General features: G+C 71.9%; 17 protein-coding genes. 11 read left to right on the top strand and 6 right to left on the bottom strand.

Annotation, left to right across the window (positions count from 1 at the left end; all coding sequences use genetic code 11):
• Positions 1 to 51 precede the first annotated feature (51 nt).
• From ACFCLZ_RS22115 to ACFCLZ_RS22095, 5 genes are all read left to right on the top strand, one after another.
• The gene (locus ACFCLZ_RS22115; RefSeq protein ID WP_380278544.1) at positions 52 to 768 is read left to right on the top strand and encodes an MOSC domain-containing protein; all 717 of its coding nucleotides are present in this window, start codon (positions 52 to 54) and stop codon (positions 766 to 768) included.
• Between the two features lie 98 nt (positions 769 to 866).
• Entirely contained in the window at positions 867 to 1,277 is a 411-nt protein-coding gene (locus ACFCLZ_RS22110; protein WP_380278542.1) for a GntR family transcriptional regulator, read from the top strand.
• A gap of 22 nt (positions 1,278 to 1,299) precedes the next feature.
• Entirely contained in the window at positions 1,300 to 2,193 is an 894-nt protein-coding gene (locus ACFCLZ_RS22105; RefSeq protein ID WP_380278540.1) for an ABC transporter ATP-binding protein, read from the top strand.
• Entirely contained in the window at positions 2,190 to 3,179 is a 990-nt protein-coding gene (locus tag ACFCLZ_RS22100; protein WP_380278538.1) for an ABC transporter permease, read from the top strand. Before ACFCLZ_RS22105 ends, ACFCLZ_RS22100 begins: the two co-directional genes overlap by 4 nt.
• A gap of 103 nt (positions 3,180 to 3,282) precedes the next feature.
• Positions 3,283 to 3,840, top strand: coding sequence for a SixA phosphatase family protein (locus ACFCLZ_RS22095; RefSeq protein WP_380278536.1), 558 nt, complete (start codon positions 3,283 to 3,285; stop codon positions 3,838 to 3,840).
• Between the two features lie 12 nt (positions 3,841 to 3,852).
• Here ACFCLZ_RS22095 and ACFCLZ_RS22090 read toward each other — a convergent pair whose 3' ends face one another.
• On the bottom strand, positions 3,853 to 4,227 hold the full coding sequence (locus ACFCLZ_RS22090) for a VOC family protein (protein WP_380278534.1): 375 nt from the start codon (positions 4,225 to 4,227) through the stop codon (positions 3,853 to 3,855).
• A 298-nt stretch (positions 4,228 to 4,525) separates the two neighbouring features.
• Here ACFCLZ_RS22090 and ACFCLZ_RS22085 point away from each other — a divergent pair, with 298 nt between their 5' ends.
• A complete protein-coding gene (locus ACFCLZ_RS22085; protein ID WP_380278532.1) occupies positions 4,526 to 5,281 on the top strand; it encodes an alpha/beta fold hydrolase in 756 nt (251 codons plus the stop codon).
• A 62-nt stretch (positions 5,282 to 5,343) separates the two neighbouring features.
• On the opposite strand, the gene ACFCLZ_RS22080 is transcribed toward ACFCLZ_RS22085, so the two are convergent.
• From ACFCLZ_RS22080 to ACFCLZ_RS22070, 3 genes are all read right to left on the bottom strand, one after another.
• Positions 5,344 to 5,967 (bottom strand): DJ-1/PfpI family protein, encoded by a 624-nt coding sequence (locus ACFCLZ_RS22080; RefSeq protein WP_380278530.1) that lies wholly within the window; start codon positions 5,965 to 5,967, stop codon positions 5,344 to 5,346.
• 85 nt (positions 5,968 to 6,052) lie between these two features.
• Positions 6,053 to 6,529 (bottom strand): HIT family protein, encoded by a 477-nt coding sequence (locus ACFCLZ_RS22075; RefSeq protein ID WP_380278528.1) that lies wholly within the window; start codon positions 6,527 to 6,529, stop codon positions 6,053 to 6,055.
• Positions 6,530 to 6,670: 141 nt separating this feature from the next.
• On the bottom strand, positions 6,671 to 9,199 hold the full coding sequence (locus ACFCLZ_RS22070) for a collagenase (RefSeq protein WP_380278527.1): 2,529 nt from the start codon (positions 9,197 to 9,199) through the stop codon (positions 6,671 to 6,673).
• A gap of 393 nt (positions 9,200 to 9,592) precedes the next feature.
• Between ACFCLZ_RS22070 and ACFCLZ_RS22065 the strand changes: the two genes are divergently transcribed.
• A complete protein-coding gene (locus ACFCLZ_RS22065) occupies positions 9,593 to 9,805 on the top strand; it encodes a DUF4287 domain-containing protein (protein WP_380278525.1) in 213 nt (70 codons plus the stop codon).
• Positions 9,806 to 9,825: 20 nt separating this feature from the next.
• Here ACFCLZ_RS22065 and mqnP read toward each other — a convergent pair whose 3' ends face one another.
• On the bottom strand, positions 9,826 to 10,731 hold the full coding sequence (mqnP, locus tag ACFCLZ_RS22060) for a menaquinone biosynthesis prenyltransferase MqnP (RefSeq protein WP_380278523.1): 906 nt from the start codon (positions 10,729 to 10,731) through the stop codon (positions 9,826 to 9,828).
• Positions 10,728 to 12,185, bottom strand: coding sequence for a menaquinone biosynthesis decarboxylase (locus tag ACFCLZ_RS22055; RefSeq protein ID WP_380278522.1), 1,458 nt, complete (start codon positions 12,183 to 12,185; stop codon positions 10,728 to 10,730). Before ACFCLZ_RS22055 ends, mqnP begins: the two co-directional genes overlap by 4 nt.
• A gap of 128 nt (positions 12,186 to 12,313) precedes the next feature.
• Here ACFCLZ_RS22055 and ACFCLZ_RS22050 point away from each other — a divergent pair, with 128 nt between their 5' ends.
• The 4 genes from ACFCLZ_RS22050 (at position 12,314) to ACFCLZ_RS22035 (ending at position 15,936) form a co-directional block, all read left to right on the top strand.
• Positions 12,314 to 12,718, top strand: a complete 405-nt coding sequence (locus ACFCLZ_RS22050) for a PLD nuclease N-terminal domain-containing protein (protein ID WP_380278520.1) — start codon at positions 12,314 to 12,316, stop codon at positions 12,716 to 12,718.
• Positions 12,719 to 13,158: 440 nt separating this feature from the next.
• On the top strand, positions 13,159 to 14,769 hold the full coding sequence (locus ACFCLZ_RS22045; protein ID WP_380278518.1) for an acyl-CoA carboxylase subunit beta: 1,611 nt from the start codon (positions 13,159 to 13,161) through the stop codon (positions 14,767 to 14,769).
• A gap of 82 nt (positions 14,770 to 14,851) precedes the next feature.
• A complete protein-coding gene (locus tag ACFCLZ_RS22040) occupies positions 14,852 to 15,064 on the top strand; it encodes an acyl-CoA carboxylase subunit epsilon (protein ID WP_350542409.1) in 213 nt (70 codons plus the stop codon).
• A 230-nt stretch (positions 15,065 to 15,294) separates the two neighbouring features.
• Positions 15,295 to 15,936, top strand: coding sequence for a ScbR family autoregulator-binding transcription factor (locus tag ACFCLZ_RS22035; RefSeq protein ID WP_380278516.1), 642 nt, complete (start codon positions 15,295 to 15,297; stop codon positions 15,934 to 15,936).
• Positions 15,937 to 15,954: the final 18 nt, after the last annotated feature.

Genomic DNA, 15,954 nt, shown 5'->3' with positions numbered 1-15,954 from the left:
CGGCTACTTGGTCTAGACCATCATCGACGGGCGGCGGTACGCTGTCCGGCCATGGCAGAGATCATCGGAGTCATCGAGCAGCTCTGGCGCTACCCCGTGAAGTCCACCGGCGGCGAGCGGCTCGACTCCGTCGAGGTGGACGACCGCGGCCTCGCGGGCGACCGCCTCTACGCCGTGCGCGACGGCGCGGGCAGGCTCGGCTCCGGCAAGAACACCCGCCGCTTCCGGCGGATGGACGGCCTGCTCCGCCTCTCCGCCCGGCTCGGCCACCGGCTCGACGGCCCCGAGCTGCTCGACCCGCTCGGCCGGCCGGTCGTCGACCCGACCGCCTTCCTCCGCGCCTACCTGCAGCGCGAGGACGTCGAACTCGCCCGCGAGGACGCCGTCTCGCACTTCGACCAGCTCCCGGTCAGCGTGCTCACCACCGCCACCCTGGACTGGGTCGCCGAGGCCGCGCCGTCCGCCGTGGTGGACGTCCGCCGGTTCCGCCCGAACGTCCTGCTGCGCACCCCGCCGGGCACCCCGCCGTTCGTCGAGGACGCCTGGTTCGGCCGCGAGGCGCACGGCTCCGCGCGCTCCGGCGCCCGGCTCGCCTTCGTCCGCTCCAGCGAGCGCTGCGCGATGACCACCGCCGCCCAGCCCGGACTGCCGCACGCCCCGGAGATCCTCAAGGCCCTCGCGCAGTTCCACGACTCCCGTCTGGACGCCCTCGCCGAGGTCGCCGCCCCCGGCCGCCTCGCGGTCGGCGACACGCTGGCGCTGGTCTGACCACCCTTCCCCACCACCCGTCAAATCCCGTTTCGCCTTCCGCACTTGACTGACCCACGACTATCCTGTCTTACTGTCGTAAGACAGGAGAACAACTGGTGATCGAGTTCGTGCTCGACGGCCGCTCACGCGTGGCCACGTACATGCAGCTGGTGCTGCAGGTGAAGCAGGCGCTGCGGGTCGGCCTGGCGCAACCGGGGGACCGGCTCCCCAAGGTGCGGGAGGTGGCCCAGGCCCTGGCGATCAACCCCAACACCGTGCTCAAGGCCTACCGGGAGCTGGAGTTGGAGGGGCTCGCCGAGGGCCGGCCCGGGGTGGGGACCTTCCTGGTCCGCACCCTGGCCGGGCCCTCGCTGGCCCATCAGGCCGAGCTGCGCGAGGAGCTGGTCGTCTGGCTGGCCAAGGCCCAGGCCGCCGGACTCGCCCGCGAGGACATCGCCGCGCTCTTCGACACCACCCTGCGGGCCACGCCCGACCGGCCGCCCACGAGCGGGACCGAACCGGTCTGACAGTCATCTTGGGGGAACACACATGACGGAAGTCGCTCTGCACACCGAGGGGTTGGGGAAGCGCTACGGGCGCGCCTGGGCCCTCCAGGACTGCTCGCTGGACCTCCCCGCCGGGCGGATCGCCGCCCTGGTCGGGCCCAACGGCGCCGGCAAGTCCACCCTGCTCCACCTGGCCGTCGGGCTGCTGCAGCCCGACGCCGGGCAGGTCCGGGTCTTCGGACGGGACCCGCGCCACGACCCCGGCGCCCTGGCCGACCTCGGCTTCGTCGCCCAGGACACCCCGCTCTACCCCGACTTCACCGGCGCCGAGCTGATCACCATGGGCGGGCGGCTCAACCGCCGCGGTACCTGGGACGACTCGATCGCCCGGGACCGGCTCACCCGGCTCGGCATCCCGTCCGACAAGCCCGTCGGCAAGCTCTCCGGCGGCCAGCGCGCCCAGGTCGCGCTGGCGCTGGCACTGGCCAAGCGGCCCCGGCTGCTGCTGCTCGACGAGCCGGTGGCGGCCCTGGACCCGCTCGCCCGGCACGAGTTCATGCAGGCCCTGATGGGCGCCGTGGGCGAGTACGGGACCACCGTCCTGCTCTCCTCCCACCTGCTCGCCGACCTCGAACGGGTCTGCGACCACCTGGTGCTGCTGCACACCTCGCACGTCCACCTCGCCGCCCCGGTGGAGGAGTTGCTCGCCGGGCACTGCCGGCTGATCGGCCCCCGGATCGCCGACGGCGCCGCCGTCCCCGGCGTGGCCTCGGTGATCCGGGCCAGCCACACCGAGCGGCAGTCCACCCTGCTGGTGCGCACCGACGGGCCGGTCGACGAGACCCGCTGGGCCGTGCACGAGGTCACTTTGGAGGACCTCGTCCTCGCCCACCTCGGCGCCTCCGCCGGCGTTTCCCTCCCGGAGGTGGCCGCGTGATCTGGCTGACCTGGCGCCAGCACCGCAAGCAGGCCCTGTGGACGGCCGTGGCACTCGCCGTGCTCGCCGCCGTCCTCGTCCCCACCGGCCTGTCCATGCGCTCGTCCTTCGAGGACTCCGGCCTCGGCGCCTGCCTGCGTGCCCTGGGCCACGCCCAATTCGTCGGCGGCGAGGGCTGCGAGGCGCTGAGCCAGCGCTTCGCCAACCAGCACGACTCGACCGCCTTCCTGGCCATCCTCTTCGTGCTGCTGCCGCTCCTCGCCGGCCTCTTCCTCGGCGCCCCGCTGGTCGCCCGGGAGGTCGAGAACGGCACCCACCGGCTGGTCTGGACCCAGGGCATCAGCCGCCGGCGCTGGATCCTCACCAAGTTCGGCCTGGTCGGCGCGGTCGCGCTGGTGCTGTCCGTCGGCTTCGCGCTCGGCGCCGCCTGGTGGCTCACCCCGCTCGCCGACAACGGGCTCGGCCGCCTGCGCTACCTGTTCTTCGACGTCCAGGGCATCGCGCCGATCGGCTACACGCTGTTCGCGGTCGCGCTCGGCATCCTCGCCGGCACCCTGACCCGCCGGGTGCTGCCCGCGATGGGCCTCTCGCTCGCCGCGTTCATCGCCGTCCGCGCCCTCGTCGAACTCCTCGCCCGCCCCGTGTTCCTGCCGGCCAAGTCGCTCACCTACGCGGTCGACAGCCCGGTCATGGCCAACCGCTTCACCGGCGACTGGGTCTACCAGCAGGGCGTCCGCAACGGCGCCGGCACCCTCGTCCTGCCCGACGCCCGCGTCGGCTGCGGACCCGACGGCGGCGGCGACACCTCACGCTGCGTGGCCCGCTTCGTCCAGGACGGCTTCGGCCCCGGTCCCTACACCAACTGGCAGGAGTACCAGCCGGCCGACCGCTTCTGGACCTTCCAGGCCATCGAGACCGGCATCTTCCTCGCCCTGACCGCCCTCCTCGTCGGCCTCGCCATCCGCCGTGTCCGCCGCATCGCCTGAGTCTCGGGCGGGACAGCGTGTCCTGACGGGCCGTTGGTAGCATCCGTGAACCGACCGGGTCGTGCACGTCCGGTTGTTCCGGTCGGTGGAAGGAGAGGGCACCATGACCGCCGACGCCGTCCGAAGGCTCGTCCTGGTCCGCCACGCGCAGGCCGAGCGGGAGACCGCGGTCGACCACGAGCGCCGTCTGGACGAGCGGGGCCGCACCGAGGCCTCGTCGGCGGGACGGTGGCTCGCGGCAACCGGCATCGCCCCCGCTCTCGCCCGCGTGTCCAGCGCCCGGCGCACCGGCGAGACCTGGGAGCGCGTCCGCGCGGCGCTCCCCCGGGCCCCCGAAACCGTCCACGAGCGGCGGATCTACGACGTCAGCGTCGACATCCACCGCCGTGAGGCCGGGATCGAGGAGCTGATCGCGATCCTGCGGCAGACGCCGGAGGAAGTGGGCGACCTGGTCGTGGTCGGCCACAACCCGAGCCTCCACGACCTGGTCGACGTCCTCGCGGTACGGGGCCGGGACGCGGCGGAGGACGAACTGTCCCAGCGGGTGGCGCGCTCCGGATTCCCCACCGCCGCCGTCGCCGTCCTCACTGTCGACGGCCCCTGGCAGAGCCTCGGCCCCTCTCTCGCGCGGCTGACCGACTTCTGGGCTCCGACCGACTGACCTCCCGAGCGCTCAGCGGCGGGCCGGCAGGAGGCAGAGAGGGTGGCCGGCGGGGTCGGCGTAGCTGCGCCAGCCGCCGGCGTCGCGCAGGAGGGTGGCGCCGAGGGCGAGGACGGCCGGTTCGGCGGTGGCCAGGTCGGGGACGTCGACGTCGAGGTGGGCCTGCTGGGGGTGCGCCGGGTCGGGCCAGCGGGGCGGGCGGTGGTCGGCGACGCGCTGGAAGCAGAGCACCGGGCCACCCGGGGTGTGCAGGGTGGACCAGTCGTCGTTCAGCGACCAGCGCGGATCCGGCCGGTCCACCTCCCCGCCCAGCAGCCCGGCGTAGAACCGGGCCAGCACGGCCGGGTCCGGGCAGTCCAGGACGATGCACTGCAGTCGGCCGATCATCGGAGCTCCTTCGGGGGGCCGGAGCGGCTCGCAGGGCGCCGCCTCGATCTGGTGACGGGTGACCCGCCGCAACGGCAGGCGGGCCCACTGCGGGAACCGCTGTGTCCCTGATGTCACACCTGACAGTCCAGCGCGCCGGCGCCCCGCTGTCGAAGGGTTTTCAGCCCAACGGGAAGTCGGCACGCGGGGCCCATCGCGCACCGTCGTACACCAGCAGCCGGACGGTCTCCCCCGGCCTTCCGGCGCGCGCTCCGGGTGCCGGGTTCGGAGATCGCCCGCAGCGGGCATCAAGCCCCGCATGACGATCCCTCACCGTTTGGTGGGCACCGGCGCCCACAAGGTCCTGGTCCTGCACGACTGGTTCGGCACCAGCGCGGGCTGGGGCCCGTTCCCCGACTACCTGGACGGCTCCGCCTTCTGTTACGCGTTCCTCGACTACCGGGGCTACGGCGACCGCAAGGACGTGCCCGGCGCCTACACGCTGGCCGAGATCGCCGACGACGCGCTCGCGCTGGCCGACCAGCTCGGCTGGCCGGAGTTCTCGCTGGTCGGGCACTCGATGGGCGGCAAGGCCGTCCAGCAGGTGCTCGCCCGGGCGCCGCACCGGGTGCGGAAGCTGGCCGGGCTCGCGCCCGTCCCGGCCGGCCCGTACCCGATGGACACGGACGGCGAGGCGCTGTTCTACGGCGCGGCCGAGGACCGGGCGAAGCGCTACGAGATCCTCGACCGGGTGACCGGGCGGCGGGCCGGCCGGGTCTGGCTCGACCGGATGGTGGACCGCTCGCTGGAGCTGTCCACCCGCGAGGCCTTCGGCGGCTACGTACGGGACTGGACCACCGCCGACCTGGTGGACCGGATCGCCGGGAACCCCGTGCCGGTGCGGGTGTTCGTGGGCGAGCACGACCTCCTGCTGACCGCCGACGCGATGCGCGGCACCTTCCTCGTCCACTACCCCAACGCCGAGGTGGAACAGCTGCCCGCCTCCGGCCACTACCCGATGCACGAGACGCCCCTCGCCCTGGCCGCCGCCCTGGAGTCCTTCCTGCGCGCGTAGCGGCCCGGCGGCAGGCCGAACTCCCGCTCGAAGGCGTGCGCGAAGGTGAACTCGGGCCCGTACTACCCGAGTTCCCTGATCCGCTCCCGCACGGCGGGCGAGGCCTTCGCCCAGGAGCCGCTGTCGAAGGGCGGCCGGGGGTCGTACTCGGCGTGCAGCTGGATCGCCCGGGCGGTGGTCTCATCGGTGAGGAGGGCGGCGAGGTGGAGCGCCATGTCGATCCCGGCGGAGATACCGGCCGCGGTGACGATCCGGTCCCGGCGCACCACCCGCTCGGGGGTGTAGGCGGCGCCGAACGCGGCCAGTTCGCCGGCGGCCGCCCAGTGCGTGGTGGCGGCGAGGCCGTCGAGCAGCCCGGCGGCCCCGAGCAGCAGCGCGCCGGTGCACACGGAGGCGGTGAACCGGGTGGTCGCGTGCGTCCGGCGCAGCCAGTCGAGGAACGCCTGGTCGTCCATCAGCGGCCGGGTGCCGTGCCCGCCCGGGACGAGCAGCACATCGCACGCCTCGACGTCCGCGTACCGGGCGGGCACGTCCAGCCGCATCCCCCCGATGCTGTCGGCCACCGGCCCCGCCTCCCCCGCCGCCACGAACCGCACGGCGGCCCCCGGCAGATGGCCGAGCACCTGGTACGGGCCGATCGCGTCGAGCGGCTCGAAGTCGTCGAAGAGCGCGATGACGATGTCCATGTCCCGCAGCGTAGGGGCGAGTCGGCCACCCGTCCCGGCCCCGGTCAGCGGATTCACGAGAACGAGTGGTCTGCACCACCGGCCTTTACCGCAGCGCATCCAGCTCCGCGCCGATGGCCGTGCGGATCGGGTCGTGGGCGGGGGTGAGGGTGTGGGCCGGGTCGGTCCAGTGGGTGCGGGGGTAGAGCCAGACGGGGAGGCGGACGAGGTCGGCGGGCTCCCAGTCGTAGCGGGGCCAGACGTGGGCGTGCAGCATCGGGTCGGTGTTGCCGAGGATCTCCAGGTTGACCCGGCGGAAGGCCGGGTCGGCCGCCCGGCAGGCCCGCTCGACGGCCTCGCCGAGGCGGTCGAGGTCCTCCAGGTAGGCGATCCGGCGGGGGCGGGGCAGGTCGGAGAGCCGCTGCACCCCCGGCTCGTCGGTGAGCAGGATCGCGTACCCGGGCAGGAACTGCACGTCCCCGGCCACCACGAACCCGGCGTCCAGGCGCCGGATGACGGTGGGGTTCTCGCCGCGCAGTGCGCTGCCGATGCGGTCGGACTTCCAGTCGCTGGTGTCGGTCATGGGCCGATGCTAGTGACAGATGATCATCGGGTGATCCGATCCAACCAGTTCGGCCGCCCGCACCGGGTCGCCGCCCGCACACAGCGAGTCGGCGCCCGGCCGGGGAGTCCCGGCCGGGCGCCAGTCGCACTGCTCCGGGGATCAGAACTCGGTGGTGACCGTGACCCCGCTGAAGTCGGTCGCGGCGTACAGGCCGAGGTAGCGGTAGCCGGCCGTGGGGTTGGTGACGGTGATGGACTGGGTGCTGTCGGTGGCCGTCGAGGCGGCGGTGTAGGCCTTCGGCGAGGCCCAGGTGTCGGCGTTGTAGTACAGGTACGCGGTACCGGTACCGCCGAAGGTGCTGACCTTCAACGTGGTGGTCCCGGCCGGCAGGTAGACGTACAGGAAGTCGGTGTTGCCGGCGGTCGCGGCGCGGCCGCTGCGCGAGCAGTTGCGGCCCATCGCGTCGGCGCGCTGCTCGGGGCAGGCCGGCAGGGCGGTGGCGGTCGTGGTGACGTTGACCGAGGTGGTGCCGGTCCGGCCGGTGTCGTCGGTGGTGGTCAGGGCGACGGCGTAGATGCCGGGGACCGTGTAGGTGTGGCTCGGGTTGCGCTCGTCCGAGGTGGTGCCGTCGCCGAAGTTCCAGTGCCAGCCGGTGATCCGGCCCGGGCCGGTCTGCACGGACCGCTCGGTCAGGTTGACGGTCGATCCGTTCACCGAGTTGTCGAACCGGGCGGTCGGACCGTCCACGTAGCAGGCGCCGGCGGTGCAGGCGTCCAGCCAGGCGTCGAAGTCGGCGTCGTAGGAGGTGCCGAGGTTGTTGTAGACCGCGTAGCCGCCCGGGTAGTCACCGGCGCGGAAGCGCTCCAGCATGGCCTGGACGTCGGCCGGGTGCTTCTCCAGCATGTACCGGACGGACAGGTAGCCCCACGGGTAGATGCGGGTCGAGTCCGAGTTGGCGTAGGTGTTCTGGAAGAGGGTGCTGAGCTTGTAGGTGTGCTTGGCCGCCTGGTTCATCGCGTCGACGTCGGTGGCGCCGCGGTGGCGGAACGAGACGTACTCGGCGAGGCCCTCGACCCACCACTTGTTCGGGACGGACGACTGGGTGTCGTAGTCGCCCTTCAGGTTGTAGATGCTGTCGAGGTAGTGGGTGTACTCGTGGTTGAGGTTCCACACCCGGGCCGTGTCGTTGACGTTCCAGGCCTTCTGGTACATCACGGTCACGGCCCGCCGGTTCGGGTCGGTCGCGTCCATGACGGTCTGGCCGCCGTTGTCGGTGCCGTTGCCGTAGATCGCCCACGAGTAGGCGTTGTACTCGGCCTTGTTGGCGAAGATCCCGAAGGTGACGGTCTTCGCGTACTGGTTCGGGATGGGCCCGTTGTCCTTGGACACGCTGTGGAAGAGCGCGTCCTGGCTGCGCAGGCTCTCACAGACGGCGGCCAGCTCGGCGGCCGACAGGGCCTGGGCCTGGAGGATGCGGTTGTCGCAGACCAGCTGGTTCGGCAGGATCACCGAGATGAGCTTGTTGTTCAGGTCGCAGATGCCGTAGTACGAGCACTGGCCGTTGTTGAAGTACTCGGCCTGGCGGGCCGTGTACAGGTACAGCGACGAGAAGGACGAGACCAGCGGCGCGGAGTCCAGCACCTTCTTGACCAGCGGCTTGGCCACGGCCTCGGCGGCGGAGCTCATTCCGGCGAACTTGGCCAGGTCGTTGCCCGCGTTGGTGTCGAGGGTGGTGTAGGGCCCGCTGAGCAGGTCCCGGTGCTTGATCGCGAAGTCGGCGAGCGAGTTGACGAGGCCCGGGTCGGCCGCGAGCGCCTGGACGAAGCCGGCGTTCCGGTAGCCGAACCAGAGCGGGTAGTACAGCACCGAGTTGACCGCGCTGCGCATCTGCGGGAACTGGTTGTAGGTGTTGTCGTACTCGTCCAGTATCCGCTTGTAGGCGCCGATGTAGCGGGCCTGGAGGTTGGCGCTGTCAGTGAGCCACACCACCTCCTTGAGGATGCGGCCGTTGTTCTCCGTGACGTCGCGCCAGCGGGGGCCGGCGAAGAACGTGTCCAGGGCGGTGGAGACGGCGGTGGCGAGCTCGGACGTGTACTCGCCGGTCGTGACGGGGTGCTTGAACTGGATGTAGTAGCCCACCTGCAGGTACTTCACCAGCTGCGCGATGCCGGTCGTGTTGTCGCCGGCGTAGTTCGCCGCCAGGCCCTTGAGGGCGGCCGCGACGGACAGCATCCGGGCCTGGTTGAAGATGGTCGGGTCGGCGCCGGCGCTGTCGTACAGCGAGTTGACGCACTCCGGGGTCGAACTGCGGATGAAGGCGACCAGGTCGGCCCCGGTGAGGGCCGCGAAGTCGGCCGGGGCGCAGCTCTGTACGGCGAGGGACTTGAACTGGGCGGGGGCGCCCGCCCCGGCCGCGTCGGCCGGCTCCTCCAGCAGGCGCGTCGCGCCGATCAGCGCCGGGGAGCGCGGGGCGGCGGGCTCGGCGGGTTCCTCGGAGCCCGTCTCGGCCGGGGTCGGGGCGGCGGGTCCGACCGGACCAGCCGGTGCGGCGGCGGGCGCCGTCGGGGTCGGGGTGGCGGCAGCGGCGGGCGGCGCCGCGAAGGCCTGGGTCGGCAGCACGGCGGTGGCCGTGGCGCAACAGGCGACGACGCCTGCCGCGAGCATGGAGAGTCTGGTGCGCAGGAGCACGCCGAATCCTTCGTCGAGTGGGGGCAGCCCGACGTGGGGTCGGACTGAAGGAAGGAGATGTGGCGTGGATCCTGTCACCGGCCGGTGATGAGAACAATGTCACAGGTTATATTGCATGAGATTTTCAGCCACCTCCCACGCGCGCCGCCCTCCACGCGGCCGACCTGCGGCGGTTCCGGCCGGAACGAACCGGCAGCCGGGGAGCGAAGGGACGTCGAGCCACGAGTCGGGCGGCCGCACGGGCCGACGGACCGTTCGGACTGGCCGGATCCGAGCCCCCGGCCCGGTCGGCGCAGAGCCCCCCCAGGAGGCCGTGACGCGGATCACCTTCGAAGGCCGATGGGTTTCCGTGCCGGGCCCGGTCCTATGAGCAGCGAACGAAGGAGAGCCCCCATGACCGCCACCCCCGCCAACGGCCCCGCCGGCTACTTCCCCTCCATCGAGAAGAAGTACGGGCACCCGATCGCCCACTGGAAGGAGCTGATCCGCTCCTCCCCGCTGACCAGGCACATGGAACTGGTCGCCTGGCTCAAGGCCGAGCACGGCCTCGGCCACGGGCACGCGAACGCCCTCGTCAAGCACACGCTCGACGAGGGCGGGAAGTAGGGGCCGGGCGGGGCGCGGCCTCAGACGCCGAGGCCGCGCACCATCAGGTCCACCAGCGCGAAGAAGAACAGCGAGATGCCGACGAAGCCGTTGGTCTGGAAGAACGCCCGGTTCAGCCGCGACAGGTCGTTCGGCTTGACGATGGTGTGCTCGTAGACGAACGCGCCCGCCACCACCGCCAGGCCGATCCAGAACGCGGCACCCGCGTCGGTGAGGACCGCGTACCAGCCGAGCAGCAGCGTGGTGATCACGTGGCAGGCACGGGCGCCGCGGATCGCGGCCGGGACGCCGAAGCGCGCCGGCACCGAACGCACGCCGTCCGCCCGGTCGGAGGCGACGTCCTGGCAGGCGTAGACGAGGTCGAAGCCGCCGATCCAGATGCCGACGGCCGCGCCGAGCACGACCGCGTCCCAGGACCAGGTGCCGGTGACGGCCAGCCAGGCGCCCACCGGGCCCATCGCCTGGGCCAGGCCCAGGATCGCCTGCGGGAAGTCGGTGAACCGCTTGCCGTACGGGTAGACCACCATCGGCACCACGGCCACCGGCGCGAGCGCCAGGCAGAGCGGGTTGAGCAGCGCCGCGGCGCCGAGGAAGACCACCAGGGCGATCGCCGAGCCGACGTACGCCGTCTTCAGCGAGACGGCGCCGGTGACGAGTTCGCGCCCGGCCGTACGGGGGTTGCGGGCGTCGATCTCACGGTCGATGATCCGGTTGGCGGCCATCGCGAAGGTCCGCAGCCCGACCATGCACACGGTGACGATGAACAGCTCGCCCCAGTGCACCCGTCCGTCGGCCAGGAACATCGCCGTCAGCGCCGCGATGTAGGCGAACGGCAGGGCGAAGACCGAGTGCTCGATCATCACCAGCCGCAGGAAGGATCTGACCCTGCCGGGCGGGACCTCGGGGAGCGCGGCGGCGGTGCTCACAGCCCGTACTCCTTCCAGCGCCGGTCCACCAGGGCGGCGGTCGCCGGGTCGGAGCTGACCATCTCGGGCCAGCCGCCGTCGCGGGTGTAGCCCTCCTCGGGCAGCTTGCGGGTCGCGTCGATGCCCGCCTTGCCGCCCCAGAACTGCTGGTAGGAGGCGTGGTCGAGGTGGTCGACCGGGCCCTCCACCACGGTGAGGTCGCGGCTGTAGTCGACGTTGCCGAAGGCCCGCCAGGCGACCTCCTGGTAGTCGTGGACGTCGCAGTCGGAGTCCACCACGATGATCAGCTTGGTCAGCGACATCATGTGCGCGCCCCAGATGGCGTGCATGGTCTTCTGCGCGTGCTTCGGGTACTTCTTGTCGATCGAGACGATCACACAGTTGTGGAAGCCGCCGGCCTCGGGCAGGTCGTAGTCGACGATGTCCGGAATGATGATCTTCAGCAGCGGCAGGAAGAAGCGCTCGGTGAACTTGCCCAGCGGGCCGTCCTCCGTCGGCGGGCGGCCGACCACGATGGACTGCAGGATCGGCCGGCGGCGCATCGTCACGCAGTCGATCGTCAGCGCCGGGAACGGCTCCTGCGGCGTGTAGAAGCCGGTGTGGTCGCCGAACGGCCCCTCGGGCAGCAGCTCGCCCGGCTCCAGCCAGCCCTCCAGGACCACCTCGGCGTCGGCCGGGACCTGCAGCGGGACGGTCTTGCAGTCGACCATCCGCACCCGCTCGCCCGCGACGAAGCCGGCGAACAGGTACTCGTCGATGTCGCCCGGCAGCGGCGCGGTGGCCGCGTAGGTGACGGCCGGCGGGCAGCCGAAGGCGATCGCGACCGGCAGCTTCTCGCCGCGCCGGGCGGCCACCGCGGCGTGGTTGCGGCTGTCCTTGTGGATCTGCCAGTGCATGCCGATGGTGCGGCGGTCGTGCCGCTGCAGCCGGTACAGGCCGAGGTTGCGGATGCCGCTGTCCGGGTCCTTGGTGTGGGTCAGGCCCAGGTTGAAGAAGGAACCGCCGTCCAGCGGCCAGGTGAACAGCGCCGGCAGCTCGTCCAGGTTGACGTCCTCGCCGGTGAGCACCACCTCCTGCACGGGGGCGTCGCCGGCCTTCACGTGCTTCGGCGGCACGTGGGCCATCGAGGCGAGCTTGCCGAAGGCGTCCCGGAAGCCGGTGAAGCCCTGCGGCAGCTCCGGCTTCAGCAAGCCGGAGATCTTGTCGCCGATCTCCTCCGGGCCCTTGAGGCCGAGCGCCTTGGCGAGCCGGCGCTCGGTGCCGAAGACGTTCATCGCCAGCGGCATCGTGGAGCCCTTGACGTTCTCGAACAGCAGGGCCGGGCCCTTGGCCTTCTGCACCCGGTCGACGATCTCGCCGATCTCCAGATAGGGGTCCACCTCCGCCTTGATGCGCTTGAGGTCGCCTTCGCGGTCGAGGGCCCGCAGGAACGAGCGGAGATCGTCGTATGCCATGCCTGTCAGTATCCGCCACCCGATAGCCTGACCTGTGTCAAGGGCCCCCTCGAAGCGGCGCACCACCAGCGGCCGCCCGCGTCGAGGGGCCCGACCGCCACCGACGCCGCCCGGGGGAGAACGCCGCCGTGCTGAGGATCCTGACCTTCGTGCTCCCGCTCGCCCTGTGGGTGTGGGCCTTCATCGACTGCCTGACCACCCCCGAGGAGGAGGTGAAGCACCTCCCGAAGGTGGTCTGGGTGATCATCGTGCTGCTCTTCCCGCTCGTCGGCTCGATCGCCTGGCTGGTGGCCGGCAAGCAGCGCGTCGTCCGCACCGCCCCGGCCGGCGGCCAGGGCGCGAGCGGCCCGGCGCACGACCGCCGCCGCGACGGCCGCCCGCTCGCCCCGGACGACGATCCCGAGTTCCTCGCCTCGCTGAAGAAGCACACCAACGAGCACGAGGACATGCTCAAGCAGTGGGAGGCGGATTTGCGCCGCCGCGAGAACGAGCTGCGCGGCAAGGAGGACCCGGACGAGGGACGGCGGGCCTGACCCCGGATCGCTCGGACAGCCCACCCGGCATCCACCGGGTGGGCTGCGGTGTTTTTGGTGCATCCCTACGACTGGGAGGGCGGCACCGGCCCGTCGGCACGGTCTTCACCACCGCACCAAGCATCACTTGAGCGCCCCTTGAGCCACGCCTGGCAGCATTCACCGAGACAGCCCTGACCTGCGCGTTTCCTCATGTTCAGCTCACCTTGGGGTCATCCGGGCGACAGCTCGGGGTAATCGAACGGCTACCGGGCGCACGGGCCGAAACGCTTCGGTTTCTGTGCAGCCCTGACATCTAAACGGACGTGACCTTGTACGGAATCGACGCCGAAACCAGCGTGCGGCCCCTCGTACAGTCATAAGTGAAGAAGTGATTCGCAGCCGGGGGCATCGCAGACGTTGGCTGTCGGACAGTTCCCTCACCTTTGGAGTGGTTCGAGATGACGGTTGTGCACCAGGCGCCGGTCGACGACGACGCCCCGGACGTCCCCGACGTCCCCGCGGACGTCCGGGGCAAGGTCGCGGAACTGCACGAACTGCGCGAGCAGGTCCGGCGCGGCCCGAGCGAGAAGGCCACCGAGGCCCAGCACGCCAAGGGCAAGCTGACCGCCCGCGAGCGCATCGACCTGCTGCTCGACGAGGGCTCGTTCCGCGAGGTCGAGCCGCTGCGCCGGCACCGGGCCACCGGCTTCGGCCTGGAGGCGAAGAAGCCGCACACCGACGGCGTCGTCGTCGGCTGGGGCACCGTGCACGGCCGGACGGTCTTCACCTACGCCCACGACTTCCGGATCTTCGGCGGCGCGCTCGGCGAGGCCCACGCCCAGAAGATCCACAAGATCATGGACATGGCCATCGCGGCCGGTGCCCCGCTGGTCTCCCTCAACGACGGCGCCGGCGCCCGCATCCAGGAGGGCGTCACCGCGCTGGCCGGCTACGGCGGCATCTTCCAGCGCAACACCAGGGCCTCCGGCGTCATCCCGCAGATCTCCGTGATGCTCGGCCCGTGCGCCGGCGGCGCGGCCTACTCGCCGGCCCTGACCGACTTCGTCTTCATGGTCCGCGAGACCTCGCAGATGTTCATCACCGGCCCGGACGTCGTCCAGGCCGTCACCGGCGAGAAGATCAGCCAGAACGGGCTCGGCGGCGCCGACGTGCACGCCGGGGTCTCCGGCGTCTCGCACTTCGTCTACGACGACGAGCAGTCCTGCATCGAGGAGGTCCGCTACCTCCTGTCGCTGCTGCCGCAGAACAACCGCGAGATGCCGCCGGCGGCCGTCAACGACGACCCGGTGGACCGCCGCAACGAGTCGCTGCTCGACCTGGTGCCGGCCGACGGCAACCGGCCGTACGACATGCGCAAGGTGATCGAGGAGATCGTCGACCACGGCGAGTACCTGGAGGTCCACGAGCGCTGGGCCACCAATGTGCTCTGCGTGCTCGCCCGGATCGACGGCCACGTCACCGGCATCATCGCCAACCAGCCGCAGTCGCTGGCCGGCGTCCTGGACATCAACGCCAGCGAGAAGGCCGCGCGCTTCGTCCAGATGTGCGACGCCTTCAACATCCCGCTGGTCACCATGCTCGACGTGCCCGGCTTCCTGCCCGGCGTCGACCAGGAGCACGACGGCATCATCCGGCACGGCGCGAAGCTCCTCTACGCCTACTGCAACGCGACCGTGCCGCGGATCCAGCTGATCCTGCGCAAGGCCTACGGCGGTGCCTACATCGTCATGGACTCGCGCTCGATCGGCGCCGACCTCTCCTTCGCCTGGCCGACCAACGAGATCGCCGTCATGGGTGCCGAGGGCGCCGCCAACGTCATCTTCCGCCGGGACATCAACGCCGCCGACGACCCGGACGCGATGCGCGCCCAGAAGATCAAGGAATACAAGAGCGAGCTGATGCACCCGTACTACGCGGCCGAGCGCGGCCTCGTGGACGACGTCATCGACCCCGCCGAGACCCGCCAGGTCCTGGCGTCCTCGCTGGCCATGCTGCGCACCAAGCACGCGGACCTGCCGAGCCGCAAGCACGGCAACCCGCCGATGTAGCAACGCCGCCCGGCCGGGCACCGCACCGCCGGGCACGCCGACGACGACCGACCACCACCATCCGCCGGGAGAGAACCGGACCATGACCGCTTCCGCCGAACCACTCGTCCGCATCGTCCGCGGCTCGCTCTCCGACGAGGAGCTCGCCGCCCTGACCGCCGTGCTGATGGCCCGCGCCGCGGCCGCCCAGCAGGCGGCGGCGGCCGCCTCGCCGGTCGAGCCGATCGCCAACTGGCAGCGCCTGGAGCGCCGCCCGGCGTACTACTCGCCGGTCAGCTGGCAGTGGGCCGCCTGACGGCTCGCCCGAGGACCCGGACGACACCCGTCCGACCGCCGGCCGGCCACCCCCGCACAGGGGTGGCCGGCCGGCGGCGTTCCTCCCCCGGCGGCCGTCCGCGCGCGCCGGGCGCGCACCGGCGCCCGGCGCGGCTCGAAAGGATCGCTACCGCGCGGTACGGGGGCCGCCGCCCGGCCCGCCGCCGTAGGATCCAGCAGCTGCCGACGACAGAGATCAGGGAGGCTGCGATGCCCAGGCAGGCCCGGGCGCTGGCGACCCGCCAGACGGTGCTGTGCGCCGCGGCCGAGGTGTTCGACGAACGCGGCTACGCGGGCGCCACCATGGCCGAGATCCTGGAACGGGCCGGCGTCACCAAGGGCGCGCTCTACTTCCACTTCCCCTCCAAGGAGGAGCTGGCGCTCGCCGTGATCGAGGGCCAGGAGGCCTGGCTGGCCACCTGGCAGCCGGCCTCCGAGAGCCCGATGCAGACCGTCATCGACCTCGGCTACGCCTTCGCGCACGCGCTGCTGGACGACCCGCTGCTGCGCGGCGCGATCCGGCTGACCATCGAGCACGGCAGCTTCACCCAGCCGCAGATCGGCGCCTACCAGGGCTGGACGGACGCGGCGCGCGAGCTGCTGGAGCGCGCGCTGGAGGCCGACGAGCTCCGCCCGGGGGTGCGGCCGGCGGCCGCCGCCGGGGTGATCACCGGCGCGGTGACCGGTATCCAGCTCAGCTCGCAGGTGCTGACGGACCGCGAGGACCTGCTGCCGCGGATGGCCGACCTCTGGGCCCTGCTGCTGCCCGGCCTGGTCGCCCCGCCCACCCTCACCCGTCTGGACACCGTCGACCGCTGCGCCGGGCGCCCGCTCGGCCTCGGGCGTGTCTGACCGTTCCCGCCGGGCGTG

The sequence above is a fragment of the Kitasatospora purpeofusca genome (genome assembly GCF_042691725.1).
Classification (GTDB): Bacteria; Actinomycetota; Actinomycetes; order Streptomycetales; family Streptomycetaceae; genus Kitasatospora; species Kitasatospora purpeofusca_B.
This window is presented reverse-complemented; position numbering and strand designations above follow the sequence as displayed.